This window comes from Metasolibacillus sp., from assembly GCF_025291715.1.
Lineage (GTDB): Bacteria > Bacillota > Bacilli > Bacillales_A > Planococcaceae > Metasolibacillus > Metasolibacillus louembei.
In genome coordinates, this window is record NZ_JAMBIZ010000020.1 from 1 (window position 1) to 11,843 (window position 11,843).

Consider the following 11,843-nt stretch of genomic DNA (forward strand, 5'->3'; position numbering starts at 1 on the left):
TTTTTTTATTCGAAGAATAGATTACAGAAAATTCAGTATTATTTACCGTGTTAAATTATTTTAATGCGACGCTTGTGATAGTATATGACTAAAAATAGGAGTATGTAGGGTTATTAATAAGAGGGATTTTATAAAAAAATGATAGAAGATGGATAATATAGAGCAAGCTTAATAACTGTGTGACTAATAATACATAAAAATAGTTTTGATACGAGGAGGGCATATTATGAAATTTAAAACATTACGTGCAAAAATTTTATTTGGTTTTAGCATCGTTTTATTAATTGTGGCAATCCAAAGCATATATGTCGTATATGAAGGGATTAAAATGAACGATGAAATTGGTGAGATGATACAAACAGAGCTAGAGCTATCAATTTATGATCAACATTTAGCAAATTCTGTATCTGCACGTATTGCGGCGGCTAGAGGCTATGTGTTGTCTGGTGATCAAACATTTAAAGATCGTTTTCATGAGTATACAGAGCTATCATTAGCAAATGAGCAAGCTGCTCATCAAATTATGGCTTCTGAAAAATTAGAAGAATTTTCAGCAAGAGCGAAGGTGTGGCGTGAGCATGTGGAGAAAGATGTGTTTGCGGTTTATGATAGCGGTGATGAGGAAAGGGCTATTGCCAATTTAATGAGCTCTGCTACAGCGGCACGAGAAATTCAATTAGGCTTTGAGGAATTGGCAGCTGGACGTGAAGAAACTGTGCGCCAAACAGGAGCAGGACTTGAGCAAGATAATGCTAGAATTAATACAATAACTACTATCGCAGCAATCGTTGTCATTGCTTTAGCTTTAGTCATTGCATTTTATACAGCAACGGTTATTTCTTCACCAGTAAAGCGCGTTTCGGAGCGTGTACAGCGCATTGCAGATGGCGATTTAACAGACGATGCTTTAAAGGTGTTATCACAGGATGAAGTTGGGCAGTTAACCGTAGCGACAAATGCCTTGAGTGAAAAATTACATAGTATGCTGCGTCAAATTCAAAGCGTTTCGAATGAAGTTGCTTCACAAAGTGAGGAATTGCTACAATCGGCTGTGGAAGTGAAAGAGGGAACAACACAAGTTGCTCTGACAATGAATGAAATTGCAGAGGGTACAGAGGCACAGGCGAGCAATGCGAGCGATTTAGCAAGCCATATGGACGATTTTGTAGCGAGTGCCCGTGCAGCTGATAACAATGGTGATGATGCCAAGGGACATTCAGATAGTGTGCTAGCATTAGCTACAGCAGGGCGTACATTAATGGAAGCTTCCACACAGCAAATGTCAAAAATTGATCATATTGTCCATGATGCAGTTGTAAAAGTGGAAGGGCTAAATAATAAAACACAGGCGATTTCACAGCTTGTACTAGTGATTAACGATATTGCTAATCAAACAAATTTATTAGCATTGAACGCGGCAATTGAAGCGGCACGCGCTGGTGAATTAGGAAAAGGTTTTGCGGTCGTGGCAGATGAAGTGCGCAAATTAGCTGAGCAAGTTTCTGTTTCAGTTGTTGATATTTCGCAAATTGTGGAAGAAATCGTAGAAGAAACAGGCGATGTAACAAATTCATTGAAATCTAGCTATGGTGAGGTACAAAGTGGTACAACAAAAATTGCAGAAACAAACGAAACATTCAATCATATTGAACAAGCGATTTCTGCGATGTCTGCTAATATAGCAACAGTTTCACAAAACCTAGAGCAAATCGTTGAAAACTCAACAAGTATTAATAAAGCCGTTGATGAAATCGCAGCGGTAGCAGAGCAATCGGCAGCAGGGGTGGAGCAAACATCTGCAACGATGCAGCAAACGACTTCAACAATGGAAGAAGTAGCAAACAGTTCTAACGAATTAGCAAAAATGGCTGAGGAGCTCAATAAACACATTCAACAATTTAAGCTTTAAAACTAAATTACAGCTCTGAAAAGTCAGGCTATTAAGGCACACATCATGTGGTTTCTTAAATAGTTTGGCTTTTCATTTTACATGGCACATGGCATAATGCAGAAAAGGGTGATAAGTAAATGAGAAAAATTTTAGTTGTGGATGATGATCCAAATATTTTACAGCTAGTGAAGCTACATTTACAGTCTTGGCATTATGATATCATTTGTGCTTCAAATGGAATCGAAGCATTACAGCAAATGACAGAGGCTGTTGATTTAGCAGTTGTTGATGTAATGATGCCGCAGATGGATGGCTTACAATTAACGAAAAAGTTAAAGGAAGAATGGGAAATTCCAATTTTGCTGTTGACGGCTAAAGGGCAAATAGAGGATAAAAGAGAAGGTTTTAGCGTTGGGGCAGATGATTATGTCGTCAAGCCTTTTGAGCCAGATGAATTGTTATTCCGCATTCAAGCGATTTTACGGCGCTACGATAAACCAACAGAAACAGCCATTGAAATAGGAGATTTACTCATTGACAGGCGCACATTACAAGTAATCAAAGGGCAAATGAAGCTTGTTTTACCCCTTAAAGAGTTTGAGCTACTTGCTATTCTTGCAAGCAGGGCACAAATTTTTCAAAGAGATTATTTAATGGAGCAAATATGGGGATTAGATTATGAGAGTGATGATACGTTAAATACACATATTAAACGCCTAAGAGAAAAGCTTGTACGGCTTGAAAGCACTGTACAAATTACGACGATACGCGGCGTAGGCTACAAGCTTGAGGTTATGCAATGAAAATTTACTCTACTTTATATTTCAAATATATTGTCGTGACATTGGCTATTATGTTTTTTAGTGGTGTACTCGCATTGCTTGCAACAAATGCCTATTATCATCGCGTTATTAAAGAGCAAAACGATGCGAAAAATGTGGCGATTGTGCAAAAGATGACACAATATATTATGGAAAATGAGCAGCTAAATTTAGATGCCTATTTGCAAACATTGGCAAATGTCGGTTATCAGTTATATGTAGTTGATGGACAAGGACAGGATACCTTTTATGGTAGTGCTTTTCGCTTAACAGAGCTTGATGATAGCGTGAAGCATGCTGTTTTGGAGGGGCAGATTTATCATGGAATGCGCGATTATCCACGCCAGCTGTTTATTACAGGTTTTTTTGCCAACGATTTAACAAATTCTGTAGGTGTACCTTTTCATTATGATGAAGAAAAATATGCATTGTTTGTTCGTCCGGATATTCGTATGCTGTTCAGTGAAATGCATGTTGTACTTGGGAATATGATGCTGATTTCTTTAGTCGCAACGTTAATGGCTATTTTGCTTGCTGCTTGGTATTTAGTAAAGCCAATACGTGCTTTAACAAAAGCAACAAAGCAAATAGCGAAGGAAGATTATGATGTGACAATTGAGATTGCACGTACAGATGAGCTTGGGCTATTGGCGAAAAGCTTTAATAAAATGGCGCAGGATTTAAAGCAGCAGGATGAGACACGCAAAAGCTTTATTCGCAACATTTCTCATGATTTGCAAACACCGTTACAAAATATAAATGGCTATGCGAATTTATTAAAAAGTAAAGAGCTAACAGACGAAAATCGCTTGCATTATGCGGACATTATCGAAGCAGAAACAGGTCGTCTCTCAAGCTTAACAAAGCAGCTCTTACTGCTGAATTCACTAGACGAGCTTGCCTATAAAAGGCAGCAAACAGCTATTAATATATCTGAGCAAATTGAACGAATTGTCATGAAAAATCAATGGCTAATTGAGCAAAAAGAGCTTGCGATATGGCTACAATTGGACGCGGCGATATTTGATGGTGATGAAACATTGCTTGAAAACCTTTGGGAAAATCTTATTGCCAATGCGATTAAATATAATCGTCAAGGTGGCGAAATTAATATTACAGTACAAAGCGATTCGGCTGTAATTACGATCGAGATTGCCGATACAGGTATCGGCATTGAACAGGAGCATCTCCCGCATATTTTCAAGCGCTTTTATCGCGTGGATGAAGCAAGACAAACGAAGGGAACAGGCTTAGGACTGGCGATTGTTCAAGAGATTATTCATTTTTACAATGGCCAAATTACGATGAATAGCAAAGAAAATGCAGGAACAACAATAATCATTAAATTGCCTAAGTAGTTCAGCTTGAGTTCAGATAGCGATATTACAATACTTCCATACACAATAGTATGGAGGTTTTTTTATGGAAAAAGTATGGAGTATACGTTTAATTCGTTTAGCAGCAATTTTTGGTTTAATAGGAGCAGTATTAGGCTCTGATATGGCAGGTTCGGGCAACTACCAATTTAGAGCAATTCATGCACATATGCTTGTTGTAGGCTGGCTATCTGTTTTTGCATGGGGATTATTTTATAAGATTTATCGTGTTCGTGTGAAAAAGTTGGTATCTTTACATGGTTGGATGACCGTGATAGGTTCAGTCGGTTTAACAATCGGCATGCTATTTTACAATGTCAATCCACTGCACATGAATGAAGTGTTCACATTAATTACGTTTATTGCAGGAGGCACTGCCCTATTAGTAAGCTTTTCGTTGTTTATTGCAATTACATTTTTGCTGGAGGAGTGAATTGTGTGAGAATTGTGTGTGTGCCTGGCACCCACACAATATGCTACAATAATTCAATGAAGGAGGCGTTTAAAATTGCAGCCAAATTGGATTAAACAGCGTGCCTATTTAACACCAAATCGCATTGGACTCCGCTTTGGAGGAGAGGGCTGGACTTTTCAGCAATTGCATGAGGAAGCATTATATAAAGCAAGACAATTAGCCAAATTTGTTGGGCGAGGCGAGAGAGTAGCGATTTTTGCACCTTCTACCCCAGAGCTGATTAAAGTGATTTATGGATGTATGCACCTACAGCTAGAAATGGTGCTTTTAAATGGGCGCTTGTCTACGGAGGAGCTTGCCTATCAAATTGAGGATGCACAGGTAGCGATGGTATTAGCCGCAGCTAGTGACGTACATAAGTTACCACAAAATATCGAAGTCATGACATTTGAGCAGCTAATAGAGACGGAAGCAATTGACATCAATATTGCGACAGAGTGGCAGGACAATCAAACGATTTCTATTATGTATACTTCTGGTACGACAGGATTTCCGAAAGGTGTACGCCAAACTGTGCAAAATCATAGTATGAGCGCGATTAGCTCTGCATTGAATTTAGGCATTACAGAGCAGGATGTATGGCTTTGTACTGTACCAATTTTCCATATTAGCGGATTTTCCATTTTAATGCGGTCATTGTTGTACGGAGCAACGGTTTGCTTATATGAGAAGTTCGATGAGCAGGCTTGTGTGCAGGAAATTGTAGCAGGACGTGTAACAACTATATCGCTCGTATCAGTTATGCTCGAGCGTGTTTTAAGTGAAATGGAGCGCTTGCAGGTGCAGGCACATCCTAATTTTAAAACAGTGCTTGCGGGCGGTGGCTCGATTCCAGTTGATTATTTACAGCGTGCAGCGAAAGTACAGCTACCTGTTGTGCAAACATATGGAATGACAGAAACGTCGTCGCAAACAGCAACCCTTGCTAGCACTGATGCATTGCGTAAAATTGGCTCAGCCGGAAAGCCGCTATTTTTTAATGAGGTACGCATTCAAGGTGCTGATGAGCCATTTGCTGAAGGAGAAATTTGCATTCGTGGCCCGCATGTCACACCAGGCTATATTGGTCGCTTTGCTGAGCGTGCAAGCACAGAAAATGGCTGGCTACTAACAGGGGATATTGGCTATTTAGATGATGAGGGCTATTTGTATGTTGTGGACCGTCGTGCAGATTTAATTATTTCTGGTGGTGAAAACGTTTATCCAGCAGAAATTGAAAATGCCTTACTTGCACATCCAAGCGTATTAGAAGCCGGTGTCTGTGGTTTAATGGATGACAAATGGGGACAAGTACCGATTGCCTTTGTCGTTTTAAAGCAAGCGGTCACAGAGGCTGAGCTACAGGCATTTTGTCAGCAAAGGCTTGCGCGCTACAAGCTACCGAAGCAATTTTATTTCGTTGATAGCCTGCCACGCAATGGGGCAAATAAGCTGTTAAGAAGAAAATTAATCGAATTATTATAAGATAAAGCGCATGAAACCATAGATTTCATGCGCTTTACGTGTGAACATAAGCTGTTGTGTGCGAATTTCGCTTACTTACGTGCGAATCATGCCATTCTACCTGTGATTTATTGCAAAGCCTTTGCCAATTGCTCAATATTATGCTGCATTAATGTGAAATACGTTTCATTATTTTTAATATCATCCTTCGTTAATACGCTTAAATTATGCAATGTTAATGCTTCTGCTCCAACTTCCTTTTGAATGACAGATGTTAAATTAGAAGAAACATTTTGTTCAAAGAATATATATTGAATGTTTTCTGCCTTTGCTAAATCCACAATTTTAGCTAGCTGTTTTTGTGACGGCTCGCTTTGTGAGTTTAAGCCTGCAACAGGTACTTGGTTAAAGCCGTAATGTCCTGCAATATAGCCGAATGCTGCGTGCGATACGAAAAATGTTTTCTTTGCTGTGCTAGCAGCCATTTCTTCAAAATCAGCGTTCAATTGATCAAGCTCTTTTGTTAAAACCTCATAATTTTTTGTGAAGAAAGCCTCTTGTTCAGGCAATGTAGCGACTAACTCATCTTTAATTGCGAGCGCAAGCTCCTTTGAAAGAACAGGAGATAACCAAACATGTGTGTCATGCTCATGATGACCGTGTTCCTCATGCTCACCTTCATGGTCGTGATCATGCTCTTCCTCATCCTCTGCATGCACGTGCCCTGTAGAAATATGGAATTGAGCCTCTGAAATATTGTTTGCAGTTGCAACTAATTTGACATGCTCATTTGCTAATGTTTTTTTAGCATTTTCTACAAAGCCCTCTAACCCTTGCCCAATATAAAAGAACATGTCAGCATCTGCTAGTGCCATCATATCCTTTTGTGTTGGTTCGAATGAGTGCTCATTTGCGCCAGCAGGGTAAATCGACTGAACATTCACGAATTCACCGCCAATACGCTCTGTAAAATATTGCAGTGGGTAAACAGTTGTATAAACAGAAATTGTATCCTCAGATGAATTTTGCTCCTCACTACCACATGCTGCTAGCAATGCGACGATAGCGAATAAAAAGAAATAAAAGGTTTTTTTCATTGTTCAACTCTCCTAAATAGTAATTATTACGATTTGAATAAATCAACAATTTTTATCATATCGTAATCATTACGAAAAAACAACAAAAAAAGCCTTCGAAAATTTATTTTTTTTTCGAAGGCCATTTTTCTGGCACTGGATCAAAGCCACCTGGATGCAGAGGATGGCATTTTAGTATGCGCGTTGTTGTTAAAATGAATCCTTTTATTGCCCCATGCTTTTGAAAGGCTTCCAATCCATAGCTTGAGCAAGTAGGGTGGAAGCGGCAGGTTGGCGGTGTCATAGGTGAAATATATTTGCGGTAAAATTGGATAATCCAAATAAAGGGATATTTCATTTTCTATGGTGCTCGTCCTGTGATTTTGTAGGCATTGGATCAATCGTTTGTTTCGTTGAAAAATTATTTTGACGTGCAATCAATATAATAGCGATAGCGAATGTTGCCATTATAGCAATCACGATAATAAAAACTAATGGAAGACTCATCTAATTCACCTCATCATCATTATAGCAAATTCCATATATTTCGCTATATAATCGTTTGACAAAATGGGTATCATAAGAAAAATGAAAGGAGCATGGAAATGAAAAAATGTCCGATGTATGTTTCGATAACGGATTTGACATGTAGCCATATCCCAAATTTATCGTCAAATGAATTTAAAGTAGAGCTAGAGCCTGCAATCGCCCGTATTTTTACAAAGCTATTTCATCAAATCAATGGTCTTGAAGGGCATAATTTATGGCGTGCCCATTTGCCTTATATACCGTACCATTATGATGCCTTAAATCATGATATTGATCGACGTCTACAAAAAATTTATGTCCTGCTGCATGAATTTGGTGATGAGCGTACGAAAAAGTTTGTTGAGCAATTGCCTTATTTTAAAGCTATATAATTGAACGCTGCCAGCTCCTTCGGTACACTAATAGCAAGAAGGAGTTGGCTACTATGTTTACGTTTATAGATGAAAATGGCTATAAAGTTGTTTTGCGCTTTGATCAAGGCCCTTTTGAAATTGAGCCTCGCCACGTTTTAGCACTTGTTCAGCATCAAGGGAAATGGCTGTGTGCAGTACATAGAGTGCGTGGAGTAGAATTTCCAGGGGGCAAGCAGGAAGAAGGCGAAACGCTGTTACAGGCAGCAGCACGTGAAGTTTATGAGGAAACGCAGGTACATATAAAAGATGTGGAATGGTTTGCTTATTATGTAGTACATACAGAAACGCCATTTTGCAAGGCAGTATTTACAGCAAAAGTGGAGGATATTGAAGCATTTGTAGGTGAATATGAAACGGCAGGGCGGCTATGGCTAACAACAGATGAGCTATTGCATCATCCGAATTTAAGCTTTTATATGCGCGATGCAGGCATGAAAAAGATGTTACAGGAAGTGAACCGTGATGAAGAAAGATGGAATGATTGAGGAAATTAGGCGTTATCCATCACCAAACGAGCAGGTGCGCTTAGATGAAATTATTTATTGGTCCAATGGTTTGCGCATCAAAGGCTTATTGGCAAGACCGAAGCAAGAAGGGCAGTATGAGGCACTGCTCTATTTACGAGGCGGCTTGCAATTTATCGGCATGGTGCGTCCTGCACGAATAGCACAATTTGCTGCACAGGGATTTGTCGTATTTGCCCCCTATTATCGTGGGAACAGAGGGGGAGAAGGGAAGGATGAATTTGCAGGTGATGATCGTTATGATGCTGTTTATGCTGTAGATGTGCTTAAGCAATTTGCCGAAGTCAATCGAGTGCATCTATTTGGCTTTTCACGAGGTGGTATAATGGCACTTTGGACAGCGATTTTACGAGATGATATTAGCTCAATTGTGACATGGGCAGGTGCAGCAGATGTAACAGCGACTTATTGGGAGCGCATCGATATGCGTCGAGGGTTAAAGCGCATTATCGGTGGGACACCAAATAAAGTGCCGGAGCGCTATAAAGAACGTACGCCACTGCATCAAATAGCGAGCATCCAAGCACCTGTATTAATTATTCATGGTACAGAGGATGCGCATGTACGTATCGAGCATGCCTATAAGCTACAGCAAGCCTTGCAGAAGGTAAATAAAGCAGTGGAAACATGGTACGCACACGGCATGCAGCATCATTATCCGCCACAGCTAAATCGTCAAACGGTTCGTCAGCTATGCATGTGGATGCAAAAGCAATCACTTTAAGCGTCTTATTTTAGCAATAAGTAGTAGCAGAAGAGGCAAAACAATCGCAAATGTTGCAGAATAAGGTAGCCAAACGCCTTGATTGTAAACATTGGCATAAGTAATATTTGGATGAATGATTTGAGAAAGCCCGATAAGTAACAACATTAATGGGAAAAGAAGTGGCTTTGCATCTCGAATATGAAAAATTTGCTTTAGCCCAATAAAAGCTGCATAAAAATAAATAAAAGTACGAATATAAATCGTAATAATCCACATAAAGGTCATAATAACTTCAATTCTTTGAAAAAATTTGCCGAGGGAAACGCGCTGTGCAAGAATATAGCTCGGATAATTTTGAGAAGCGGTATTTACTACACCAAGCACTACTATACATAAAGTAATGAGTAAAATTAACACGACTCCACTTAGCAATGTGCCGATATAAAAGCCTTTGTTTGCGGAGTTGTTTTTATTAACAGTATAAGGAAAAATCATCAATAATATAATTGCTGGAAAAGAGAAAATGCTCATAAAATAAAGTATGCTTGCCACCATTGATCTCGGTGCAGTGTCCAATATAGGCTGTAAATTTTCAAATTGAATATTTGGTGTAATAAAAATCACTAAACATATAAATAAAAAAATAAATACTGGAAAAAAAATTTCAGCTGAGCGCGCAAAGGTTTCTAAACCTAAATAGCTCGCCATCATCACAATCACTATAAATAATAGGACAAAGGCAAGATTTGGAGTTTCGGGCATAATTTCGATTTGCATAAAGCTACCGATAAAATAAAGCAATTCGGCTGCATTCATAAATGCAAAAAGTACAAATAAAAGAGCGATACCTCTTCCAAGCCATTTACCAAATACTTTTTCAATAATTTCTACAAAAGAATGCTGTGGCGCAATACGAGATACTTTAATAAATAGCATCACTAGTAAAAGGCTAAAAACAACACCAATAATAGCAGCAATCCATGCATCCTGCTTAGACATTTCTGCTAAATAGGACGGGATAATTAAAATGGATGTGCCGATAAAAAATAGAAATGTAACAATCGTAAATTGCCGTGTACTAATCATTTGCTTATCGTTCATAATATGCATCGCTCCTTAAATGTGAAGGAATGCTTCAATAACATTGCTTAAAGGTTGATAAATAAATGTCACTAATTGTACAGGACTAGGTATGCGAAGGTGGAAGCTTAATGCAATTGCTATTGCTGTTCCTAATAGCAATATGATAAAAAATAACCATGTCGTTGCAGGCTCTTGATTGTTACGCAGCGTAGTCCAATGTAAACAAATTATAATGACTACAATAATGATAATTACGATAGAAAATATCATTTACTTTGACTCCTTTATTGGATAGAACGTGGAGTTTTGTATAGTGCCTGGTGTAATTGTATCTACCTTTACATTGACAGTTACTTTGGCATTTTGAAAAAGCGTTGGCCATTGCTCTTTTATCTTGCGCCACTTTTTAGGCTCTTGGCGATGGAGCACTTGACCGAAATGTACTACATCAGCATCATAGGTTTGCTGTAATGTGTGTAGTGTGTCTTCAATTTTTTTCGCAAGAGTAACAGATGTCTCATGATTAATATAATCCATCGTCTGCTTGGTTTGTAAATCAATCCTACATTTTACCTCACCTACATTTTGCTCTACATTAACTTTTATATCGAATGAAGGTACGTCATTCTCAATGGTTCCTTTAATAGTTGTCTTAGTAGCAGTAATTTCAGTTGCTAAATTACCCTCCTCTGGACAAGCAACGATTTCAACAGTGCTTTTAATATTATTCATTAAAAAATTATAGCTTTTGCTTTGTTCTTCTGTCAGTATGCCAATCATTTTTCCGTTTTTAATAACAGCTAACCCACTATATTGTAAAATGGCGGATATTGTAATCTGATCAACATTTGCTTGCGTCTTACCAATTTGCTTATTACCAAGCAATGTAATAGTAGATAACACAAGATTGTTATTGCCATCATGTAAAAAAGTGATTAAATCATTCATTGTCATTGTGACAGTTGAGCCCCATGCCTTTTCAGAAGTTTTCAAAGAGCTTGTTATTTTATTTGCTGGTATTTTTTCAATAGGTGTTAAGACACTGACAATATCTTTAGCAGTATCCTCATGTGCCACAATAATATTAAAATCATTGCGAAATTCATGATCACGCGATAAAAAATCTAAAACTGGACGAATATCCTTTGTGACAAGCTCCTTTCCTAATATAACCATTTGTAAATGTGCAAAATACGATTTACGTGGTGATTCCAATGTTACTTTTCGAATAGCTTCATATAATGTTGAGCCTGTTGCCGAATAGGACGTTACGGGAGAGCGTCCACTCGTTGGCTGTTTAGAGGAAATTTCACCAGGATTAACAACTTGGACGGTTATTTCATATTCATCATCCACCTGATCAATACCTAATGCGACAACAATGGCAATCTCGTTTAGTTCTTTTTTGCTCCAGCAAGCACTGAGCAGAAGGCAGAGTATCGTGCATAGCAAAAGAGCCGCTATTTTCTTCATAATCTCTACTGCC

The 11,843-nt window shown here is 38.5% G+C and carries 14 protein-coding genes; 8 read left to right on the top strand and 6 right to left on the bottom strand.

The window, feature by feature from the left end; translation table 11 throughout:
* Positions 1 to 226: 226 nt before the first annotated feature.
* From M3Z76_RS12680 to M3Z76_RS12700, 5 genes are all read left to right on the top strand, one after another.
* Positions 227 to 1,909 carry a methyl-accepting chemotaxis protein gene (locus M3Z76_RS12680; RefSeq protein ID WP_293927616.1) on the top strand — a complete coding sequence of 561 codons (1,683 nt, stop codon included), beginning with the start codon at positions 227 to 229 and terminating at the stop codon, positions 1,907 to 1,909.
* Between the two features lie 119 nt (positions 1,910 to 2,028).
* Complete coding sequence (locus tag M3Z76_RS12685) at positions 2,029 to 2,694, top strand: response regulator transcription factor (protein WP_293927615.1); 666 nt, start codon at positions 2,029 to 2,031, stop codon at positions 2,692 to 2,694.
* On the top strand, positions 2,691 to 4,070 hold the full coding sequence (locus M3Z76_RS12690; protein ID WP_293927614.1) for a sensor histidine kinase: 1,380 nt from the start codon (positions 2,691 to 2,693) through the stop codon (positions 4,068 to 4,070). Before M3Z76_RS12685 ends, M3Z76_RS12690 begins: the two co-directional genes overlap by 4 nt.
* A gap of 64 nt (positions 4,071 to 4,134) precedes the next feature.
* Positions 4,135 to 4,521, top strand: coding sequence for a hypothetical protein (locus tag M3Z76_RS12695; RefSeq protein WP_293927613.1), 387 nt, complete (start codon positions 4,135 to 4,137; stop codon positions 4,519 to 4,521).
* A 75-nt stretch (positions 4,522 to 4,596) separates the two neighbouring features.
* Positions 4,597 to 6,027, top strand: coding sequence for an o-succinylbenzoate--CoA ligase (locus M3Z76_RS12700; protein ID WP_293927612.1), 1,431 nt, complete (start codon positions 4,597 to 4,599; stop codon positions 6,025 to 6,027).
* 107 nt (positions 6,028 to 6,134) lie between these two features.
* Here M3Z76_RS12700 and M3Z76_RS12705 read toward each other — a convergent pair whose 3' ends face one another.
* The 3 genes from M3Z76_RS12705 to M3Z76_RS12715 all read right to left on the bottom strand — a co-directional run bounded on the left by M3Z76_RS12705 (position 6,135) and on the right by M3Z76_RS12715 (position 7,589).
* Complete coding sequence (locus tag M3Z76_RS12705; protein WP_293927609.1) at positions 6,135 to 7,103, bottom strand: metal ABC transporter solute-binding protein, Zn/Mn family; 969 nt, start codon at positions 7,101 to 7,103, stop codon at positions 6,135 to 6,137.
* 103 nt (positions 7,104 to 7,206) lie between these two features.
* Positions 7,207 to 7,440: a membrane protein insertion efficiency factor YidD gene (yidD, locus tag M3Z76_RS12710; protein ID WP_293927607.1), complete on the bottom strand. Its 234-nt coding sequence runs from the start codon at positions 7,438 to 7,440 to the stop codon at positions 7,207 to 7,209.
* Positions 7,437 to 7,589 carry a hypothetical protein gene (locus M3Z76_RS12715; protein WP_293927605.1) on the bottom strand — a complete coding sequence of 51 codons (153 nt, stop codon included), beginning with the start codon at positions 7,587 to 7,589 and terminating at the stop codon, positions 7,437 to 7,439. Before M3Z76_RS12715 ends, yidD begins: the two co-directional genes overlap by 4 nt.
* Before the next feature lie 98 nt (positions 7,590 to 7,687).
* Here M3Z76_RS12715 and M3Z76_RS12720 point away from each other — a divergent pair, with 98 nt between their 5' ends.
* Genes M3Z76_RS12720 through M3Z76_RS12730 form a run of 3 tightly spaced genes read left to right on the top strand, consistent with a single transcriptional unit; the run spans position 7,688 to position 9,292 of the window.
* Complete coding sequence (locus M3Z76_RS12720) at positions 7,688 to 8,002, top strand: transposase (RefSeq protein WP_293927602.1); 315 nt, start codon at positions 7,688 to 7,690, stop codon at positions 8,000 to 8,002.
* A 53-nt stretch (positions 8,003 to 8,055) separates the two neighbouring features.
* Entirely contained in the window at positions 8,056 to 8,529 is a 474-nt protein-coding gene (locus tag M3Z76_RS12725) for an NUDIX domain-containing protein (protein ID WP_293927600.1), read from the top strand.
* Positions 8,507 to 9,292, top strand: a complete 786-nt coding sequence (locus M3Z76_RS12730) for an alpha/beta hydrolase family protein (RefSeq protein WP_293927597.1) — start codon at positions 8,507 to 8,509, stop codon at positions 9,290 to 9,292. Before M3Z76_RS12725 ends, M3Z76_RS12730 begins: the two co-directional genes overlap by 23 nt.
* Here M3Z76_RS12730 and M3Z76_RS12735 read toward each other — a convergent pair.
* From M3Z76_RS12735 to M3Z76_RS12745, 3 genes are read right to left on the bottom strand one after another with little or no spacing between them, the layout of a single operon-like run.
* Positions 9,284 to 10,375, bottom strand: a complete 1,092-nt coding sequence (locus tag M3Z76_RS12735; protein WP_293927594.1) for a GerAB/ArcD/ProY family transporter — start codon at positions 10,373 to 10,375, stop codon at positions 9,284 to 9,286. The genes M3Z76_RS12730 and M3Z76_RS12735 overlap by 9 nt on opposite strands.
* 15 nt (positions 10,376 to 10,390) lie before the next feature.
* Positions 10,391 to 10,627: a hypothetical protein gene (locus M3Z76_RS12740; protein WP_293927592.1), complete on the bottom strand. Its 237-nt coding sequence runs from the start codon at positions 10,625 to 10,627 to the stop codon at positions 10,391 to 10,393.
* Positions 10,628 to 11,830 carry a Ger(x)C family spore germination protein gene (locus tag M3Z76_RS12745; RefSeq protein WP_293927590.1) on the bottom strand — a complete coding sequence of 401 codons (1,203 nt, stop codon included), beginning with the start codon at positions 11,828 to 11,830 and terminating at the stop codon, positions 10,628 to 10,630.
* Positions 11,831 to 11,843 lie beyond the last annotated feature (13 nt).

Coding starts and splice junctions, on each gene's coding strand:
- M3Z76_RS12715 (WP_293927605.1), bottom strand. CDS start 7,589: ATGAGTCTTCCATTAGTTTTTATTATCGTGATTGCTATAATGGCAACA.
- M3Z76_RS12720 (WP_293927602.1), top strand. CDS start 7,688: ATGAAAAAATGTCCGATGTATGTTTCGATAACGGATTTGACATGTAGC.
- M3Z76_RS12730 (WP_293927597.1), top strand. CDS start 8,507: ATGAAGAAAGATGGAATGATTGAGGAAATTAGGCGTTATCCATCACCA.
- M3Z76_RS12680 (WP_293927616.1), top strand. CDS start 227: ATGAAATTTAAAACATTACGTGCAAAAATTTTATTTGGTTTTAGCATC.
- yidD (WP_293927607.1), bottom strand. CDS start 7,440: ATGAAATATCCCTTTATTTGGATTATCCAATTTTACCGCAAATATATT.
- M3Z76_RS12705 (WP_293927609.1), bottom strand. CDS start 7,103: ATGAAAAAAACCTTTTATTTCTTTTTATTCGCTATCGTCGCATTGCTA.
- M3Z76_RS12690 (WP_293927614.1), top strand. CDS start 2,691: ATGAAAATTTACTCTACTTTATATTTCAAATATATTGTCGTGACATTG.
- M3Z76_RS12725 (WP_293927600.1), top strand. CDS start 8,056: ATGTTTACGTTTATAGATGAAAATGGCTATAAAGTTGTTTTGCGCTTT.
- M3Z76_RS12695 (WP_293927613.1), top strand. CDS start 4,135: ATGGAAAAAGTATGGAGTATACGTTTAATTCGTTTAGCAGCAATTTTT.
- M3Z76_RS12745 (WP_293927590.1), bottom strand. CDS start 11,830: ATGAAGAAAATAGCGGCTCTTTTGCTATGCACGATACTCTGCCTTCTG.
- M3Z76_RS12735 (WP_293927594.1), bottom strand. CDS start 10,375: ATGAACGATAAGCAAATGATTAGTACACGGCAATTTACGATTGTTACA.
- M3Z76_RS12740 (WP_293927592.1), bottom strand. CDS start 10,627: ATGATATTTTCTATCGTAATTATCATTATTGTAGTCATTATAATTTGT.
- M3Z76_RS12685 (WP_293927615.1), top strand. CDS start 2,029: ATGAGAAAAATTTTAGTTGTGGATGATGATCCAAATATTTTACAGCTA.